Below are 18,610 nucleotides of genomic sequence, written 5' to 3' on the forward strand. Positions count from 1 at the left end.
TGCATGGACAACAGTAGCGGCGTCGGCGTTCTGGACAAGGCGGCCCTCGTCCTGAGCGCTCTGGAGTCCGGTCCGGCCACCCTCGCGGGTCTGGTCGGAGCCACCGGACTGGCACGACCCACGGCCCACCGTCTGGCCGTGGCTCTGGAACACCACCGCATGGTGGCACGCGACATGCAGGGCCGGTTCATCCTCGGCCCGCGCCTCGCGGAACTGGCCGCGGCGGCCGGCGAGGACCGCCTGCTGGCCACGGCGGGCCCGGTGCTCACGCACCTGCGCGATGTCACCGGCGAGAGCGCGCAGCTCTACCGACGCCAGGGTGACATGCGCATCTGCGTGGCCGCGGCGGAGCGGCTGTCCGGACTTCGGGACACGGTCCCGGTCGGCTCCACGCTCACGATGAAGGCGGGCTCGTCGGCACAGATTCTGATGGCCTGGGAGGAGCCGGAGCGCCTGCACCGCGGCCTCCAGGGCGCCCGCTTCACGGCGACGGCCCTGTCGGGCGTACGGCGGCGCGGCTGGGCCCAGTCCATCGGCGAGCGGGAGCCCGGCGTCGCGTCCGTCTCAGCGCCCGTACGCGGCCCTTCCAACCGCGTGGTGGCCGCGGTGTCCGTCTCCGGCCCGATCGAGCGCCTGACGCGCCACCCGGGCCGTATGCACGCCCAGGCGGTCATCGACGCCGCCGCCCGCCTCTCCGAGGCCCTGCGCCGCTCCGGCTGAACCCCCGGAAACCCCGAGGAGGGCCTGCCCCAACGCCGCGGCAGCCCCTCCTCGCTCCCCCCACCAGCCGACCTCCCGCGCACGACTCCCTTGCCGACCGGCTCCCCTGCCGGACCGGCCTCGCGTACACGGCTCCCTTGCCGACCGGTTCCCCCGCCAGCCGCCCTCGCGTACACGGCTCCCTCGTCGACTGGCTCCCCCGCCAGCCGGCCTCACGTGCACGGCTCCCTCGTCGACCGGCTCCCTCGTCGACCGGCTCCCTCGTCGACCGGCTCCCCCGCCAGCTGGCCTCCCCAGCGCCCCCCCCGTAGACCAGCCGTCTCGCCCGCTCAGCCGGTCTTCTCTGCCGTCGGCGTCTGCTGTGAGCGGTAGGCGAAGCGGTCCTTGGCGTAGCGGCCGCGGCGCTCCAGGGGGATCTGGCCGTGGGCTGCGGCCAGGCCGACGGCCGGCATGTCGCCGTAGATGGCCTCGTAGGAGCCCTCGGGGACGACGTACGTCTCGTGCCATATGCCCACGCGTCCGGCCAGCTTCCCGGCTCGGTCCTTGCGGTTGATGGTTGCCCAGGCCTCGTGATGGAAGGCGTCGGGCGCGGTCGCGTAGGCGTAGAGCTGCTTCTTGGACTCCCAGTACTGCACGACGTAGTACGTACGCGGCGATGCCGTCAGCAGGACGTGGCTGCGCAGGCCGCGTGCCGGGTCGCGCTTCAGCTCCCGCAGCATGCGGAACATCGCCAGCATCACCGGCAGCCACACGTGCACCGCCCAGAAGCGGTTGATCCGCATGCCTATCAGCAGGACCACCACATCGCCCTCGGCATCCGCGGTCGTACGACCCCGGACGATCCGGTTTTCAGGCACGGCTCCCCCTCGTCACCCAACATCGGCGAGCACCGCTATCCAAGCGGCGCATGCTTAGATAGTGCCGTTATCCAAGAAAGGGCGCAAGGGATGCGGCTCGCCGAGTTGAGCAGACGCAGCGGTGTGTCGACCGCGACGATCAAGTACTACCTGCGTGAAGGGCTGTTGGCCCCGGGCCGCCAGGTCAACATGACGACCGCGGAGTACGACGAGGAGCACCTGCGCCGGCTGCGGCTGGTGCGCGCGATGATTCAGGTCGGCCGGATCCCGGTGGCGACGGTCCGGGAGGTGCTCGGGCACGTCGACGACGACTCGCTGGGCCGCACGATCCGCATGGGCGCCGCCCTGTGGGCGCTGCCGCAGCTGCCGGAGCCGGACGAGGACGACGAGTACATCCAGGCCGCACACCGCGAAGCGGACGAGTTGCTGGACTCGCTGGGCTGGTCGAACGCCAAGATGCTCACCACCCTCTCCCCCGCGTACCGCTCACTCGTGGTGTCCGTGGCCGCGCTCCGCCGGCTCGGCTACGACTGGGCCCCCGAACGGCTCGCCGCCTACGCCCAGTTGATGCACCAGGCGGCGATCCTCGACCTCGACTTCGTGGAGACGCACCCCTCGGAGGCGGAGAAGGTGGAGACCGCGGTGCTCGGAGCGATCCTGGCCGAGCCGTTGCTCCAGGCGCTGCACCGGCTGGCGCAGGAGGAGGAGTCCGCGCGGCGCTACGGCTTCAAGTAACGCGAAAGGCCCTCCACCGAAGTGGAGGGCCTTCCCTGTGCGTACCCCCGACCGGATTCGAACCGGCGCTACCGCCTTGAGAGGGCGGCGTGCTAGGCCGCTACACAACGGGGGCCTGGACACTGCGTTTCCGCAGGTCCGAGCTGGTCTACCTGGACTCGAACCAAGACTAACTGAACCAGAATCAGTCGTGCTGCCAATTACACCATAGACCAATGATGGTTTAGACCAGTCAGTACCCCCGACCGGATTCGAACCGGCGCTACCGCCTTGAGAGGGCGGCGTGCTAGGCCGCTACACAACGGGGGCCCTAGCGATCTCGAGTTGATCGAGATCAGTACCCCCGACCGGATTCGAACCGGCGCTACTGCCTTGAGAGGGCAGCGTGCTAGGCCGCTACACAACGGGGGCTTTGCAGATAAGCTCTGCGAGCTGGCCTACCTGGACTCGAACCAAGACTAACTGAACCAGAATCAGTCGTGCTGCCAATTACACCATAGGCCACTGGAACTCAAGCCCCTGCGGGGTCCTCGTTCTAGCTTGCTCCTCGGGGCTTCGGCCTTTCGGCCCGTTCCCCTCGGCGCAGGAAGAACATTACCTGAAGGTGGACGGGGCTCCAAAACGGGTATCCGCACGGACCAGCGCGGGGAGTTCGGCGAGGGTCGTGATCCGGTGCACCACGCCCTCCCCGCCGGCCTCCACGCCGACCCGCGCGTACGCCGCCCCGCGGTCGATCCACACCGAGAGCAGCCCGGCCTCGGCGGCGCCCCGGCCGTCGATCTCCGGGTGATCGCCGACGTACGCCACCTCGTGCGGGGGCAGCCCGAGCGCCTCGCAGGCCGCCAGGAAGGCACCGGCCGTCGGCTTGGAGACACCCAGCTCGGCCGCGCACAGGACGGCCTCGAAGCGGTCGCGGACGCCGAGGGCGCGCAGCTTGTGCTCCTGGACCGTGCTGCTGGAGTTGGAGAGCACCGCGTGCCGGTGGCTGAGAGCGAGGGCGTCCAGCGCGGGCAGGACGTCCGGGAACAGCCGCCAGGCGGCCTCGTAGTGACCGCGGTAGCGCTCGTACCAGGCGTCCGCCTCCGCGTCGCTCAGCGGCTCGCCCAGGAAGTACCGCACGCGGTCGCGCCGCTGCCCCTCGAAGGTGTTCTCCCCCGCCGCGTACTGCGCCCAGTGCTGCTCGGTGACCTCCCGCCACCAGGCGAGCGCCTCCTCGGCCCCGCCGTACCAGGCGAGCAGCCCTTGCTCGGCGAGGTACTCGCACAGCCCCTGCCGGTCCGCGCTCGTGTAGTCGAAAAGGGTGTCGTCCACGTCCCAGACAACGGCACTGATCGTCATGACAGCGACGGTACTGCCCGACCATCCGGCGTCCAGGGCTTGCCCCCGGATGGGTTCGGCGTCGAATGGATGTCGTATCGAACACGTTGTCGTGATCGTCGGCGTCGACGCGGCGTGACCGAACGCACAGGGGCGGCACCCGGAGTTCCGGGTGCCGCCCCTGTGGGGTGACTCGGTGCCTACGCCGCGAGCTTCGCCAGCGCCGCGTCGATGCGGGCCAGCGTCTTGTCCTTGCCCAGGATCTCCAGGGACTCGAACAGCGGCAGGCCGACCGTGCGGCCGGTGACGGCCACGCGGACCGGGGCCTGGGCCTTGCCCAGCTTGAGGCCGTGGGCCTCGCCGGCGGCCAGGACGGCCTCCTTGAGGGACTCGGCCGACGTCCAGTCCGCCGACTCCAGCTTCTCGCGGGCCGTGCGCAGGAGGGCGTCGGACCCCTCCTTCATCGCCTTCGTCCACGAAGCCTCGTCGAAGACCGGCTCGGCCAGGAACAGGAAGTCGACGTTGTCGGTGATCTCCGACAGGGTCTTCAGGCGGGTCTGCGCGTGCGGGGCGATCGCCTCCCACTTCGCCACGTCGAACTCCTCCGCCGCCCAGGGCGCGAAGGGGGCCTTCAGCCAGGGCGCGCAACGCTCCGTGAACTCCTTCACATCCAGCATGCGGATGTGGTCGGCGTTGATCGCCTCGCACTTCTTCAGGTCGAAGCGCGCCGGGTTGGGGTTGACGTCCGCGATGTCGAAGGCGGCGACCATCTCGTCGATGGTGAAGATGTCCTGGTCCGCCGAGAGCGACCAGCCCAGCAGGGACAGGTAGTTGAGCAGGCCCTCGGGCAGGAAGCCCTGCTCGCGGTAGAGGTTGAGGGACGCCTGCGGATCGCGCTTGGAGAGCTTCTTGTTGCCCTCGCCCATCACGTACGGCAGGTGGCCGAAGGCCGGGGTCTGCTTCGCGATGCCCAGTTCGGTCAGCGCCTTGTAGAGCGCGACCTGGCGGGGAGTGGAGGAGAGCAGGTCCTCGCCGCGCAGGACGTGGGTGATCTCCATCAGCGCGTCGTCCACCGGGTTGACCAGCGTGTACAGCGGAGCGCCGTTCGCGCGGACGATGCCGTAGTCCGGGACGTTCTCCGGGGTGAACGTCAGCTCGCCGCGGACCAGGTCCGTGAAGGTGATCGTCTCGTCGGGCATCCGGAAGCGGACGATCGGGGCGCGGCCCTGGGCCTCGTAGGCCTCGACCTGCTCGGCGCTCAGGTCGCGGCAGTGGCCGTCGTAGCCGGACGGCTTGCCCGCGGCGCGGGCGGCCTCGCGGCGGGTGTCCAGCTCCTCCTGGGAGCAGTAACAGTGGTAGGCGTGGCCGCCGTCCAGGAGCTTCTGCGCGACGTCGGCGTAGATGTCCATGCGCTGCGACTGGCGGTACGGCGCGTGCGGGCCGCCGACCTCGGGGCCCTCGTCCCAGTCGAAGCCGAGCCAGCGCATCGCGTCGAGGAGCTGGTTGTACGACTCCTCCGAGTCGCGGGCCGCGTCGGTGTCCTCGATGCGGAAGACCAGGGTGCCCTGGTGGTGCCGGGCGAACGCCCAGTTGAACAGGGCGGTGCGGACCAGGCCCACGTGGGGGTTACCGGTGGGCGAGGGGCAGAAACGGACGCGTACGGGTGAGCCGGGTGCGCTAGCCACGCTTGACAACCTTGTTGGTGAGAGTGCCGATGCCTTCGATGGTGACGGCGACCTCGTCGCCGACGTTCAGGGGGCCGACCCCCGCGGGGGTGCCGGTGAGGATCACGTCGCCGGGCAGCAGGGTCATGGCCTGCGTGATGTTCACGATCAGGTCCTCGATGGAGTGGATCATCTCGCTCGTGCGGCCCAGCTGGCGCTGTTCGCCGTTGACCGTGAGCTGGATGGTCAGGTCGGACGCCTCGGCCAGGCTCAGGTCCGTCTCCACCCAGGGGCCGAGCGGGCAGGAGGTGTCGAAGCCCTTGGCCCGTGCCCACTGCTTCTCGCGCCGCTGCACGTCGCGCGCGGTGACGTCGTTCGCGCAGGTGTAGCCGAAGATCACGTCCTTGACGCGCTCGCGCGGGACCTCGCGGCACATGCGGCCGATGACCACGGCCAGCTCCGCCTCGTGGTGCAGTTCCTCGGAGAACGACGGGTACTGGATCTCGTCGCCGGGGCCGATCACCGAGGTGGAGGGCTTGAAGAAGGCGAAGGGCTCCTCGGGCACCTCGTTGCCCAGCTCGCGCGCGTGCTCGGCGTAGTTGCGGCCGAACGCCACGACCTTGTTCGGGAGCACCGGCGGGAGCAGCCTGACCTTGCTCAGCGGCACCTTCGTACCGGACAGTTCGTAGTCCGCGAACGGGATGCCCTTGATGATGTCGAGGACGAGTTCGTCCTGCTTGTCGCCCTCGACCGCGCCGAAGGCTACGTTCCCGTCGATGGAGAACCTGGCGATGCGCACGGGATCCTTGCGCCCCTTACTGAGAACCGGCGTACTGACGCCCCAGGTTAACCGGTCGCAAAGACGGAAGCGCGGTGAGTAAACGCGAGCGCGGCCGGGAAGATCGTCACGAATGGGTGATCTTCCCGGCCGCGCCGCGCGCGTCTACGGCCCGCTCGGTTACTCTCCAGCCAGGCTCTGGACCGGGATCTCCATGAGGATGGTGCGCCGCGGGTTGGCCGTCTGGGCGGGCAGGTCGGCGGAGTGCTCCGGCAGCTCGGGCGACTGCAGTTCGTCGGCGTCCGCGAGGTGCGCCAGGGTCGTGCGCCGCGGGTTGGCTATGTTGCGGAACATCATCGTCGTCTTCACCGTTGTCGTCCTGTGCCCTCGGGGTAGGGGTGGGTTGGCATAGTCGCCCGTCATGTAAAGCGCCAGGCTAAACATCCGATTCCCCGCCGAAGACGCCAACCGCCCCTGATCTGCGTGTGAGTTTGCTCACGACCTCGCGGTCAAACCGGTCAATTCCGGCCCGCAATCGACCCCAGCGAAACGGACATTGACTACCTGAAGACATCATTCCGCTCCTGATCATGGCGACTGGGACACCAGACACCGAGCGGCGACTCGCAGGGATACGTCCGTTATGCACAGGATCCGCCTCCACGGCTCGTAACTCGGCCCTCACAGTCCGTCACGAAGGTCACGGCTCGGACCACGGCTCTTGTTGGAGATCCGGCACTGTGCTGGAATTCCACGGACCGCCGCAGGATCGAGCCGGCGCGCAGGGCGCAACGCAGCGCCGAGTGACGGCGAGATAGGGAGAATCAGCGCCGGTCACTCAAGACCACCGGGGGGCGTATTCAGGGCGCTCTCCAAAGACGCCGACACCGTGTCCCTTCGTTCGCGCGAAGGGGTGCCTGGTCCAGAGGTTGCGACGCTAGTGCAGGGACGTTTCAAGAGGGATGGCAGCGCTTCGGCGGAGCCGGAGCCGCACGGCGGGACTGGCCCGATGAAAGGCAGCTCCGCGCCCCAGCACGCCCAGAAGTCGGCTCCGTCCGGAGACGGCGGTGAGCGTGCCGGGGGTTCCGGCGCCCCGGCCTCCTCGGGGACCGCGAAGTCCGGCAGCCCCACGCCGGGCGTGAAGCCCTCCCAGGGCCCCACCGGCCCCGGCTCGCGCCTGGCCCTGCGCAACTGGCGCATCTCCACGCGTCTGGTCTCGCTGCTGGCGCTCCCCGTGGTCGCGGCGACCTCGCTGGGCGCGCTGCGCATCAACCAGAACATGGACGACATCCAGCAGCTCGACAACATGCGGCTGCTGACGGACATGACGAAGCAGGCCACCGAGCTGGCCGCCGCGCTCCAGGAGGAGCGCGACCAGTCCGCCGGTCCGCTGTCGCACGGCCTGAAGGCGAACGACTACTCGATCAAGGGCTACCGGGACAAGACCGACCGGGCCAAGCAGAACTTCGAGGACGCCACCGAGCAGATCAACTCGGCCAGCAAGGACGGCCAGCTCCAGGGCGTCCGGGACACCGTCCTCAGCCTGGTCGGTCAGCTGGACACACTGGCGCAGATCCGCAAGCACGCGTACACGGCCAAGGACAACTCGACGCAGACGGTCGAGTCGTACCACCGCCTGATCACCCAGCTGATCGACCTCTCCCAGTCCATGGCCGAGGCGTCCAGCAACCCGCAGATGATCGAGCGCACCCGCGCGCTCGCGGCCTTCTCCACGGCCAAGGAGTACGCGTCGGTCCAGCGCGCCGTCATCGCCGCGGCCCTGAACTCCACCAACACCACCAAGGGCAAGCTCTCCGAGAACGACCGCCTCTACGGCTGGTCGGCCTACCAGAGCGAGGGCTCCGAGCTGGCGATCTTCCGTAAGGTCTACGCCAGCCAGAACGCCGAGGAAATCCTCAAGCCGATCGAGCAGGGCAACCCGACAATCCAGTCGGCCGACACGTACGCCAAGCGCTCCCTGTCCACCACCGGCGGCCTCGACGACCAGCCCGCGCGCTCGTACCGCGACTGGGTGGACGACAGCTCGACCAAGATCGAGCAGATGAAGAAGATCGAGCACACGCTGCTCGAGGACATGGAGCAGAAGGCCCGCGAGCTGCGCAGCGCCTCCGAGAGCGACGCGATCATCTCCGGTGCGCTCATCCTGCTCGTGCTCGGCATCTCGCTCGTCGGCGCCTTCGTGGTGGCCCGCTCCATGATCCGCTCGCTGCGCCGCCTCCAGGAGACCGCGACCAAGGTCGCCCAGGAGCGACTGCCCGAGCTGGTCAAGCAGCTGTCGGAGTCCGACCCGCAGGACGTCGACACCTCGGTCGAGTCGGTCGGTGTGCACTCCCGGGACGAGATCGGCCAGGTGGCCGCGGCCTTCGACGACGTGCACCGCGAGGCGGTCCGCCTCGCCGCCGAGCAGGCCCTGCTCCGGGGCAACGTCAACGCGATGTTCACCAACCTCTCGCGCCGCTCCCAGGGTCTGATCCAGCGCCAGCTGTCGCTGATCTCCGAGCTGGAGTCCCGCGAGGCGGACCCGGACCAGCTGTCCTCGCTGTTCAAGCTGGACCACCTCGCCACCCGTATGCGCCGTAACGGCGAGAACCTCCTCGTCCTCGCCGGTGAAGAGCCCGGCCGCCGCTGGACCCGCCCGGTCCCGCTGGTCGACGTGCTCCGCGCCGCCGCGTCCGAGGTGGAGCAGTACGAGCGCATCGAACTGGCCTCCGTCCCGACCACCGAGGTCGCCGGCCGGGTCGTCAACGACCTCGTGCACCTGCTCGCCGAGCTGCTGGAGAACGCGACCTCGTTCTCCTCCCCGCAGACCAAGGTCAAGGTCACCGGTCACGCGCTGCCCGACGGCCGTGTGCTGATCGAGATCCACGACACCGGTATCGGTCTCTCCCCGGAGGACCTCGCGGCGATCAACGAGCGGCTCGCCTCGCCGCCCACCGTGGACGTCTCCGTCTCCCGCCGCATGGGTCTGTTCGTGGTCGGTCGTCTGTCGCAGCGCCACGGCATCCGCATCCAGCTGCGCCCGTCCGACTCCGGTGGTACGACCGCGCTGGTCATGCTTCCCGTCGACGTCGCCCAGGGCAACAAGAAGCCCACCCCGGGCAAGCCCGGCGCGCCCGTGCCGACCGGCGGTCCCGCCGCCGCGCAGGCCGCCGCAGGTGCCGCCGCGGCCCGCCGCGCGAACGGCGGAGGCGGCCAGGGCTCGGCCCCCGGTGGTCTCCTCGGCGCCGGTGCCCCCTCCGGCGGTGGCCGGCTCGGCGCCGGTCCCGGTGCGCGCGGCCAGGTCGGTGCCGGCCAGGGTCCCCGGGCCGCGCTGCCCGGCGCGGGCCAGGGCGGGCGTCCCGGTACGCCGGGCGGACCGCGCGGTCCGCAGGGCGGTCCCGGTGCGCAGCAGCAGGGCCGCCAGGTGCCCGGCGGTGCCGGTGCGGGTGCGGGCTTCGGCGGTCAGGCTCCGGCCGCGCCGCAGGGCCTGCAGGCCGCGAACCCGGGCGGACCGCAGCAGGACGCCTTCGGCGGCCGTGGCCCGCAGCGCGGCGCCAACGCCTCCGACCAGGGCCGTCAGCCCCAGCTGCCGCCGCGCGGCGGTCCGCGGGCCGAGCTGCCCGGCAGCAACGCGCAGCCGCACACGCCGGACTGGAGCGGCGCCTCGCTGGACGCCCCACGCGGCCACGACGAGTTGCAGGACCCGACGCACACCGCGCCCATGCCGCGCGTGGACGACCGGCAGGGTCCCGGCTCGACCGCGCAGATACCCCGGATCGACCCGCAGGGTCAGGCCCCCACGGGCGAGTACCCGCGCGCGGACCTGAACGGCATGCACGGCCCGCAGAGCACCGGCCAGTTCGCGCGGCCCGAACTCCCCCAGGACACCGGGCAGTTCCAGCACCCCGGCGCCCAGCAGGAGTCCGGCCCGTTCGTCCGCTCCGACATCTTCGGCACGTCGGCGCCCACTCGGCAGGACAGCCCGTCGCAGAGCACGGGCCAGTTCGCGGCCCCTCAGGCTCCGCAGGCCCCTCAAGCTCCGCAGGCCCCGCAGGCCTACGACAACGGCTTCAACGGCGGCTACGACGGCAGCTCCACCGGGCAGCACGCCATGCCCGGCCGTCAGGGCCCCGCGCAGACCGGCCAGTTCGAGCGCCCGCAGGCGGGCGGCCGGGACGGCTTCGGCGCCGGGCGCCCGGCGGCCCCGCAGCGTCGTGCCCGCCCTGAGCCGGAGGCTCTGCCGCCGGCAAGCGCTCAGCCCGATGCCCGTACCCCGCTGTACGACACGCTCGAGACCAACTGGTTCCACGGCAGCCAGCAGGAACGGCAGCCGGAGGCCCCGCAGCAGCCGCAGCAGCAGGCCCCCGCGCCCGCGCCGCAGCGCAACACCACCGACACCGGCACCTGGCGTACCTCGCCGAACGACGAACTCGTCCGGCAGGCCGAGCGTGTCCGGCAGCCCGCCGCGGGCGGTATCACCACCTCCGGCCTGCCGCGCCGCGTGCCCCGGGCGAACCTCGTCCCCGGCACGGCTCAGCAGCAGCAGAACCAAGCGGGTCCGCAGGTCTCGCGTGCGCCTGACGACGTACGCGGCCGGCTGACCAACCTCCGTCGGGGCATCGCTCAGGGCCGTCAGGCCGGCAGCGGCCAGACCGGCAGCTTCCCGAGCCCCACTCACCAGCAGGAGCGTTAGTTGAGTCCGATGAGCCAGGCGGCACAGAACCTGAACTGGTTGATCACCAACTTCGTGGACAACACCCCCGGGGTGTCCCACACGGTGGTGGTCTCCGCCGACGGCCTTCTGCTGGCCATGTCCGAAGGCTTCCCCCGCGACCGCGCCGACCAGCTGGCGGCCGTCGCGTCCGGGCTGACCTCGCTGACGGCCGGGGCGTCCCGGATCTTCGAGGGCGGCGACGTGGCGCAGACGGTCGTCGAGATGGAGCGCGGCTTCCTCTTCCTCATGTCCGTCTCGGACGGGTCGTCCCTCGCGGTCCTGGCCCACCCGGAGTGCGACATCGGTCTCGTCGGCTACGAGATGGCACTGCTCGTCGACCGCGCGGGTGCGGTACTCACCCCGGACCTGCGCGCCGAACTCCAGGGCAGTCTGCTTCACTGACCAGGCCCTGTACCACCCACCTCACGAAAACACCGTCCGGCCGCCACAATCCCCCCACCGGCCCCGACAAGACGGCACGACCGACCGACTTGCTGTCCCGCCCGGAGGATTCATGACCCCGCCCACCGCCTCTCATGATCCGTACGCTGAGCCGTACGGGGATGAGGGCGACCAGCCGCTGGTGCGTCCGTACGCGATGACCGGCGGCCGGACCCGGCCGCGCTACCAGCTCGCCATAGAGGCCCTGATCAGCACCACGGCCGACCCGGCAGCGCTGATGGGCCTGCTCCCGGAGCACCAGCGCATCTGCCACCTGTGCCGCGAGGTCAAGTCGGTCGCGGAGGTCTCCGCGCTGCTGGCCATGCCGCTGGGCGTGGCCCGGATCCTGGTGGCCGACCTCGCCGAGGCCGGCCTGGTGGCCATCCACCAGCCGGGCGGCGACGAGAACAACGGCGGCGCTCCGGCTGTGACGCTGCTCGAAAGGGTGCTCAGTGGACTTCGCAAGCTCTGACGCGGGCCGGGCGACCACCTCCGCGAAGATCGTGGTGGCGGGCGGCTTCGGCGTGGGCAAGACCACGTTCGTCGGCGCCGTCTCGGAGATCAACCCGCTCCGCACGGAGGCCGTGATGACGTCCGCGAGCGCGGGCATCGACGACCTCACCCACACCGGAGACAAGACCACCACCACGGTGGCCATGGACTTCGGCCGCATCACCCTGGACCAGGACCTGATCCTGTACCTGTTCGGCACCCCCGGCCAGGACCGCTTCTGGTTCATGTGGGACGACCTGGTGCGCGGCGCGATCGGCGCGGTGGTGCTCGTGGACACGCGCCGTCTCGCGGACTGCTTCCCGGCCGTGGACTACTTCGAGAACAGCGGTCTGCCCTTCGTCATCGCCCTCAACGGCTTCGACGGCCAGCAGCCCTACACCCCCGACGAGGTGCGCGAGGCTCTGCAGATCGGTCCCGACGCCCCGATCATCACGACCGACGCGCGGCACCGTGCCGACGCCAAGTCGGCGCTGATCACGCTGGTGGAGCACGCCCTGATGGCACGGCTGCGGTAGCCGCAAACGCGACCTGCCATACGGCAGTTGCCGTGAACGGAACGGAGCCGACTGTGGCCTTTGACACGGTCGGCTCCGGTGTTCATAACGTTTCGGCAGAGGAATCAGGTGGCGTCGCCACGCGTCGCGGTCGACCGGTGCCGCTGCGCTCACAAAGGCCCCGCCTTTTGGCGGGGCTCGCTCTTTATGACCGTTTTATCTATGGCGCGCCGGAGCCCCGCACGGGGGTTTCCACTGTTTGGAAGTGCGCTGGTCCACGTGCTGGAATGCCTGAACTGCCCATTGGTCAATGTCGTACTGAACGGTCGATGGCTGAATGGGCTCTGAGAGACTGCGGCACGACGTAGGTGCCGACCGCCGAGAGGTTGTTGGTCGAGTGAGGCGAAGCAAGAACGGTCCCGAGCCGTCGGCGCGGGGCAACTTCACCCCGCCGCCGCGCGCTGCGGCGCCCAGCCCTGCGCCAGGTACGGAGGCGCCGGCCACTCCCGCACCCAGCGGCGGCCGTTTCTCCATGCGTAACTGGCGGGTGCGGACCCGGCTGAACGCGATCCTGCTCATACCCGTGGCGGTCGGCCTCGTCATGGGCGGCTTCCAGGTGAAGAACTCGATCGACACCTGGCAGGAAGCCCGCGACGCCGAGCAGACCGCCCGCCTGGTCCGTGCCGCCCTCACCTACGCCGACGCGCTGGAGACCGAGCGCGACGTCAGCGCGGCCCCCCTTCTGGCGAACAAGGACAAGCAGACCGTCGCCGATGCCCGTCAGCAGTCGGACGCGGCGGCCACCGCGTTCGACCAGGCCGCGAAGAACATGCCGCACAAGTCGGGCCTGGAGCGCCGGCTGAAGATCTTCCGCGCGGCCCAGGCCAAGCTGCCGACACTGCGCCAGGTCGCGTTCACCTCCAAGCTCCACGGCGTGGAGACCGAAGAGGACTACGTGGGGGTCATCCACCCCCTGATGGAGTTCGCCAACGAGCTCGGTCTGGGCACCGGCAACATCACCTCCTACGGCCGTACCGTCTACGCGATGTCGCTCACCAAGGCGGCGCTGTCGCTGGAGCGGTCGATCGGCATGCACCTGCTGGTCAAGCCCGGCCCGGACGCCCCGAATCTGGCGACGCAGCGGGTCTCCCTGTCCTCGTACGCCTACCTCGAGCGCATCGCCATCGAGGAGTACAAGGGCGGTGGCACCGAGGCCGACGCGGCGAAGCTGGCCGAGGCGCAGAAGAAGATCGAGTCGGACGGTAAGGCGCTCGCCGCGGCGCAGAAGCAGAAGGACCCGACGTACGTCCCGCCGCCGGCCGGCCCGACCGGCATGGTCTCGGCGCTGGCCATGCTGAAGGACACCTCCCCGCTCACCCGGCAGGCGCTCGCCGCGAACGGTGTGACCGGTGACAACTGGTGGGCCGCCAACACCCTCAGGTACAAGGCCTACCGCCAGATCGAGTCGGACATGACCGACCGGGCGGTGAACGAGGCCGTCAGCATCGCCGACGACGCGAAGACCTCCGCGATCACCACCGGCGCCGTGGTCGTCGTCGCCCTGCTGTTCGCCTTCCTCCTGGCCGCCTCCGTCGCCCGCCAGATGAGCCGTTCGATGCGCCAGCTGCGCAACGCCGCCTTCGGCATCGCCGAGCAGCGTCTGCCGATGCTGGTCGACCAGCTCTCCCGCACCGACCCGGGCCGGGTCGACACCCGCGTGGTGCCGATCCCGATCACCTCGACCGACGAGATCGGCGAAGTCGCCCGCGCCTTCGACCAGGTCCACCGCGAAGCGGTCCGGCTCGCCTCCGAGCAGGCCCTGCTGCGGGGCAACATCAACGCGATCTTCACGAACCTGTCGCGCCGCAACCAGTCGCTGATCGAGGGCCAGCTGACCCTGATCACCGACCTGGAGAACAACGAGGCCGACCCGGACCAGCTGGAGAACCTCTTCAAGCTGGACCACCTGGCCACCCGTATGCGCCGCAACGGCGAGAACCTCCTGGTCCTCGCCGGCGAGGAGCCCGGCCGCCGCTGGGACCAGCCGGTCCCGCTGGTCGACGTCCTGCGCGCCGCGTCCTCCGAGGTGGAGCAGTACGAGCGCATCGAGCTGTCCGGCGTCCCGGAGGCCGAGATCCACGGCCGCGCGGTCACCGACCTCGTGCACCTGCTCGCCGAGCTGCTGGAGAACGCCACCACGTTCTCCTCCCCGCAGACCAAGGTCCGCGTGACCGCGACCCGTCTCCCCGACGGCCGCGTCATGATCGAGATCCACGACAAGGGCATCGGCCTGACCGCCGAGGACTTCGCGGACATCAACCACAAGCTGGCCAACCCGCCGACCGTGGACGCCGCGATCTCGCAGCGCATGGGCCTGTTCGTGGTCGGCCGGCTGTCCGACCGGCACGGCGTCCGCGTCCAGCTGCGCCCCTCGGGCGAGCAGGCCGGTACGACCTCCCTGGTCATGCTCCCGGACGTCATCACCCACGGTGGTGGCGGCGAGGCTCCGCTGGAGCGCGAGGAGTTCACGGTCTCGCAGATCATCCCGGAGCAGCAGTTCCAGGGTGAGAACTTCAGCCAGCCGCAGCCGATGCGCACCGCGGCCGAACTCGGCTTCGACGACACCCAGTACACGCAGGTCCCCGACGACATCCGCGATCTGGACCCCGTCGGCCGCTCCCTGATGCGTGAGGAGCGCCGGGCGGCCCTGGAGGGCAAGTCGCACGGCCAGGACCCGGCCGAGCCCATGCAGCCGCAGCAGGAGGCGGAGCCCGCCGGCTACGCCGACCCGCTCTTCAACGGGCAGCAGGCGTACCAGGAGCAGCCGCAGCAGGCCTACCAGGAGCAGACGTACCAGGAGCAGGCGTACGAGGAGCAGCAGCACACCTCGTACGACGAGGGCTTCGACAGGCCGTACGACGAGCAGCAGTACTACGCGCCGAACGGCGGACTGCGGCACGACGACGGTTTCCCGCCGGCCGGCGGCTACCCCGAGCCCGCTTTCGCCGAGCCCGTCCAGGAACAGTCCCGCGAGGACGACTGGCCCCAGCAGGACGACTGGCCGCAGCAGGGCGCGTACCAGAACGGCTATCCGGCCCAGTACGCTCCCGAAACCGAGTCGCCGCAGGCCGGTGACGCGGGTGAGCGAAACCGCGTAGGCTTCGACCGTCCGGAACCGGCCTCTCCCGCCGGCCACCAGCTGACCGACGCCGGGCTGCCCCGCCGCGGAGCCGTCCCGAACGGCGCCAACGGCTCGAACGGTGCGAACGGCGCGGCGCGTGTCCAGGCGGAAGCGCCGGCCCCCGCTCCGGTCGACAACGGCGACAGCGGCTGGCGTTCGGCCAACGACGAGCGCTGGCAGCAGGCCTCGCAGCTGCGGAAGCCCAAGGCCGGCGGGGTCACCGCCTCCGGTCTGCCGCGACGGGTACCCAAGGCCAATCTGGTCGAAGGCACCGCGGAGAGCACTCCTCAGGGAGGCCCACAGGTCTCCCGCGCCCCGGAGGACGTCCGGGGCAGGCTGAGCAACCTGCGTCGAGGCGTCCAGCGCGGACGCAACGCAGGCAGTGAAACGAACGGCCAGGCCACTAACAATCATCACAGTGGTCCTGACAGCACCTACAACCAGGAGCGTTAGTGTGAGCCCGATGAGCCAGGCGGCACAGAACCTGAACTGGTTGATCACCAACTTCGTGGACAACACCCCGGGGGTGTCCCACACGGTGGTGGTCTCCGCCGACGGACTCCTTCTGGCGATGTCCGAAGGCTTCCCCCGCGACCGCGCCGATCAGCTCGCGGCCGTCGCCTCCGGTCTGACGTCTCTGACGGCAGGCGCCTCCCGGATCTTCGAGGGAGGCAGCGTGAACCAGACGGTTGTGGAGATGGAGCGGGGATTCCTCTTCATCATGTCCATCTCCGACGGTTCCTCGCTGGCCGTACTGGCCCACCCGGAAGCGGACATCGGCCTCATCGGGTACGAGATGGCCCTTCTGGTGGACCGCGCGGGCACGGTCCTCACCCCTGATCTCCGTGCGGAGCTCCAGGGAAGCCTTCTCAACTAACAGACGTACGGTGCGTATTCGCGTCCCGGGGCCTTAAGGTTTCGGGACGCGGCTCCACAGCGATGGGTGCCCGGCACAGTCGGAGGAGGAGAAAGTGGCAACACCCCCAAGCGGTTCGTCTTCGGGTAACTGGTCCTACGGCCCTGCCCAGGGCCAGGGCCAGGGCGACGGTTCGGCGAACCGGTACAACTTCCCCTCCGCCCCGAGCCACCGGCAGCCCTACGCCCCGCAGGGGCCGGGCCCTTCGCCGTACGACCAGCCACCGGCTCCCCGCATCCAGCCGGTGCAGCCGCAGCGCCGCCCCGAGCCGGCGCCCGCGACAGCCTCGAACAACCCCCTGGTGCGTCCGTACGCCATGACCGGTGGCCGGACCCGCCCGCGGTACCAGCTCGCCATCGAGGCACTGGTGCACACCACCGCCGCTCCGCACCAGATGCAGGGCCAGCTGCCCGAGCATCAGCGGATCTGCAACCTGTGCCGGGAGATCAAGTCGGTGGCCGAGGTCTCGGCCCTGCTGACGATCCCCCTCGGCGTGGCCAGGATTCTCGTCGCCGACTTGGCGGAGGCGGGCCTGGTCGCCATCCATCAGCCCGGCGGCGACGAGAACGCCGGTGGCCAGCCAGACGTGACACTGCTCGAAAGGGTGCTCAGTGGACTTCGCAAGCTCTAGCGGCGGTCCTTCCCGCTCCACCACCTCAGCGAAAATCGTGGTGGCGGGCGGCTTCGGCGTGGGCAAGACCACGTTCGTCGGCGCCGTCTCGGAGATCAACCCGCTGCGCACAGAGGCCGTCATGACGTCCGCGAGCGCGGGCATCGACGACCTCACCCACACCGGAGACAAGACCACCACCACGGTGGCCATGGACTTCGGCCGCATCACCCTGGACCAGGACCTGATCCTGTACCTGTTCGGCACCCCCGGCCAGGACCGCTTCTGGTTCATGTGGGACGACCTGGTGCGCGGCGCGATCGGCGCGATCGTCCTGGTCGACACCCGGCGCCTCGCCGACTGCTTCCCCGCGGTCGACTACTTCGAGAACTCGGGCCTGCCGTTCGTCATCGCCCTCAACGGCTTCGACGGCAACCAGCCGTACAACCCGGACGAGGTGCGCGAGGCCCTGCAGATCGGCCCCGACACCCCGATCATCACGACGGACGCCCGCCACCGGGCGGACGCCAAGTCGGCGCTGATCACGCTGGTGGAGCACGCCCTGATGGCCCGCCTGCGCTAGGACGCCCGCACAGCATCGTGACAAGGCCCCTGAACCCGCCGGGTTCAGGGGCCGAGTTGCGTCAAGACGAGCGGCGCCGGAGTGCAGTGTCGCGGGCGGGCACGCCAAGGCCCCGCCCTCCCGGAGGAGCGGCGGGGCCTTGGGTCACGCGTGGGAACTCAGTGCCAGCTGTGCGGCGCCCGGAAGCCGGGCTCGCGCTCCAGACGGCGCCAGCCGGCCTTGGCACGGCCCCGGTGGGTCTGGGCCTCGGGGGCCGACTGGGCGGCTGCGCGGGCCAGGAGGACGGCCGTGATGGCGGCGACCTCCTCGGGCTCTGCGTGGCCCTTCTCGACGCGGATGTCAGGTGTGCTCATGGGTGTCAGTCTCCGTGAGAGAGAGGTCCGCGGGGTTGCCGCGGGGGATCCGCTCGGTTACTGCGGGGGGTTGCCGTGCTTGCGGGACGGCAGGTCGGCGTGCTTGGTGTGCAGCATGGCGAGGGACTTGACGAGCACCTCGCGGGTTTCGGCGGGGTCGATCACGTCGTCCACCAGGCCGCGCTCGGCCGCGTAGTAGGGGTGCATCAGCTCGGCCTTGTACTCCTTGACCATCTTCTGACGCATGGCCTCGGGGTCCTGGGCATCGGCGATCTGGCGGCGGAAGATGACGTTCGCGGCACCCTCCGCACCCATGACGGCGATCTCGTTCGTCGGCCAGGCGTAGGTCAGGTCGGCGCCGATCGACTGGGAGTCCATGACGATGTAGGCACCTCCGTACGCCTTGCGCAGGATCAGCGAAATCCTCGGCACGGTCGCGTTGCAGTAGGCGTAGAGCAGCTTCGCGCCGTGGCGGATGATCCCGCCGTGCTCCTGGTCGACACCGGGGAGGAACCCCGGGACGTCCAGGAAGGTGACGATCGGGATATTGAAAGCGTCACACATCTGGACAAAGCGCGCAGCTTTTTCACTCGCCTCGATGTCCAGGACGCCCGCGAGGACCTGCGGCTGGTTGGCGATGATGCCGACGACCTGGCCGTCGAGCCGGGCCAGCGCGCAGATGATGTTCCGCGCCCAGCGCTCGTGGACCTCCAGGTACTCGCCGTCGTCGACGA

The 18,610-nt window shown here is 70.1% G+C and carries 17 protein-coding genes and 5 tRNA genes; 10 read left to right on the top strand and 12 right to left on the bottom strand.

Annotated features, from left to right (window positions below):
* The first annotated feature begins 3 nt into the window (after nt 1-3).
* Nucleotides 4-720 carry an IclR family transcriptional regulator NdgR gene (gene ndgR, locus ACWD3E_RS33700; RefSeq protein WP_009320373.1) on the top strand — a complete coding sequence of 239 codons (717 nt, stop codon included), beginning with the start codon at nt 4-6 and terminating at the stop codon, nt 718-720.
* 329 nt (nt 721-1,049) lie between these two features.
* On the opposite strand, the gene ACWD3E_RS33705 is transcribed toward ndgR, so the two are convergent.
* Entirely contained in the window at nt 1,050-1,577 is a 528-nt protein-coding gene (locus tag ACWD3E_RS33705) for a DUF4188 domain-containing protein (protein ID WP_451391329.1), read from the bottom strand.
* Between the two features lie 90 nt (nt 1,578-1,667).
* On the opposite strand from ACWD3E_RS33705, the gene ACWD3E_RS33710 reads away from it, so the two are divergent.
* Entirely contained in the window at nt 1,668-2,312 is a 645-nt protein-coding gene (locus ACWD3E_RS33710; protein WP_451391330.1) for a MerR family transcriptional regulator, read from the top strand.
* 42 nt (nt 2,313-2,354) lie between these two features.
* Here ACWD3E_RS33710 and ACWD3E_RS33715 read toward each other — a convergent pair.
* The 9 genes from ACWD3E_RS33715 to ACWD3E_RS33755 form a co-directional block, all read right to left on the bottom strand.
* A tRNA-Glu gene (locus ACWD3E_RS33715) sits at nt 2,355-2,427 on the bottom strand.
* Nucleotides 2,428-2,455: 28 nt separating this feature from the next.
* Nucleotides 2,456-2,527 (bottom strand) — tRNA-Gln (locus ACWD3E_RS33720).
* A gap of 21 nt (nt 2,528-2,548) precedes the next feature.
* A tRNA-Glu gene (locus tag ACWD3E_RS33725) sits at nt 2,549-2,621 on the bottom strand.
* 29 nt (nt 2,622-2,650) lie between these two features.
* Nucleotides 2,651-2,723 (bottom strand) — tRNA-Glu (locus ACWD3E_RS33730).
* Between the two features lie 21 nt (nt 2,724-2,744).
* Nucleotides 2,745-2,816, bottom strand: a tRNA-Gln gene (locus ACWD3E_RS33735).
* Nucleotides 2,817-2,906: 90 nt separating this feature from the next.
* Nucleotides 2,907-3,650: an HAD family hydrolase gene (locus tag ACWD3E_RS33740; protein ID WP_451391331.1), complete on the bottom strand. Its 744-nt coding sequence runs from the start codon at nt 3,648-3,650 to the stop codon at nt 2,907-2,909.
* A 179-nt stretch (nt 3,651-3,829) separates the two neighbouring features.
* Nucleotides 3,830-5,314 (bottom strand): glutamate--tRNA ligase, encoded by a 1,485-nt coding sequence (gene gltX / locus ACWD3E_RS33745; RefSeq protein WP_451391332.1) that lies wholly within the window; start codon nt 5,312-5,314, stop codon nt 3,830-3,832.
* Nucleotides 5,307-6,092 carry a fumarylacetoacetate hydrolase family protein gene (locus ACWD3E_RS33750; protein WP_451391333.1) on the bottom strand — a complete coding sequence of 262 codons (786 nt, stop codon included), beginning with the start codon at nt 6,090-6,092 and terminating at the stop codon, nt 5,307-5,309. Before ACWD3E_RS33750 ends, gltX begins: the two co-directional genes overlap by 8 nt.
* Before the next feature lie 159 nt (nt 6,093-6,251).
* On the bottom strand, nt 6,252-6,440 hold the full coding sequence (locus ACWD3E_RS33755; protein WP_451354911.1) for a hypothetical protein: 189 nt from the start codon (nt 6,438-6,440) through the stop codon (nt 6,252-6,254).
* Nucleotides 6,441-7,011: 571 nt separating this feature from the next.
* Here ACWD3E_RS33755 and ACWD3E_RS33760 point away from each other — a divergent pair.
* The 8 genes from ACWD3E_RS33760 (at nt 7,012) to ACWD3E_RS33795 (ending at nt 17,523) form a co-directional block, all read left to right on the top strand.
* Nucleotides 7,012-10,764 (top strand): sensor histidine kinase, encoded by a 3,753-nt coding sequence (locus ACWD3E_RS33760; RefSeq protein ID WP_451391334.1) that lies wholly within the window; start codon nt 7,012-7,014, stop codon nt 10,762-10,764.
* A gap of 9 nt (nt 10,765-10,773) precedes the next feature.
* Nucleotides 10,774-11,187, top strand: a complete 414-nt coding sequence (locus ACWD3E_RS33765; protein ID WP_005479910.1) for a roadblock/LC7 domain-containing protein — start codon at nt 10,774-10,776, stop codon at nt 11,185-11,187.
* 112 nt (nt 11,188-11,299) lie between these two features.
* On the top strand, nt 11,300-11,698 hold the full coding sequence (locus tag ACWD3E_RS33770) for a DUF742 domain-containing protein (RefSeq protein ID WP_369037137.1): 399 nt from the start codon (nt 11,300-11,302) through the stop codon (nt 11,696-11,698).
* On the top strand, nt 11,679-12,254 hold the full coding sequence (locus ACWD3E_RS33775; protein WP_067301226.1) for a GTP-binding protein: 576 nt from the start codon (nt 11,679-11,681) through the stop codon (nt 12,252-12,254). Before ACWD3E_RS33770 ends, ACWD3E_RS33775 begins: the two co-directional genes overlap by 20 nt.
* A 376-nt stretch (nt 12,255-12,630) precedes the next feature.
* Nucleotides 12,631-15,867, top strand: coding sequence for a sensor histidine kinase (locus ACWD3E_RS33780; protein WP_451391335.1), 3,237 nt, complete (start codon nt 12,631-12,633; stop codon nt 15,865-15,867).
* A 10-nt stretch (nt 15,868-15,877) separates the two neighbouring features.
* A complete protein-coding gene (locus ACWD3E_RS33785; protein WP_004983065.1) occupies nt 15,878-16,291 on the top strand; it encodes a roadblock/LC7 domain-containing protein in 414 nt (137 codons plus the stop codon).
* A gap of 94 nt (nt 16,292-16,385) precedes the next feature.
* Nucleotides 16,386-16,961: a DUF742 domain-containing protein gene (locus tag ACWD3E_RS33790; RefSeq protein WP_451354915.1), complete on the top strand. Its 576-nt coding sequence runs from the start codon at nt 16,386-16,388 to the stop codon at nt 16,959-16,961.
* Entirely contained in the window at nt 16,942-17,523 is a 582-nt protein-coding gene (locus tag ACWD3E_RS33795; protein ID WP_026248371.1) for a GTP-binding protein, read from the top strand. The genes ACWD3E_RS33790 and ACWD3E_RS33795 overlap by 20 nt, the downstream gene beginning before the upstream one ends.
* A gap of 158 nt (nt 17,524-17,681) precedes the next feature.
* On the opposite strand, the gene ACWD3E_RS33800 is transcribed toward ACWD3E_RS33795, so the two are convergent.
* Both ACWD3E_RS33800 and ACWD3E_RS33805 read right to left on the bottom strand, forming a co-directional pair.
* On the bottom strand, nt 17,682-17,876 hold the full coding sequence (locus ACWD3E_RS33800) for an acyl-CoA carboxylase subunit epsilon (RefSeq protein WP_451354916.1): 195 nt from the start codon (nt 17,874-17,876) through the stop codon (nt 17,682-17,684).
* Between the two features lie 57 nt (nt 17,877-17,933).
* Nucleotides 17,934-18,610 (bottom strand): acyl-CoA carboxylase subunit beta (locus ACWD3E_RS33805; protein WP_451391336.1); only part of this gene is annotated, 677 nt, incomplete at its 5' end.

Source organism: Streptomyces sp. NPDC002676 (assembly GCF_053592455.1).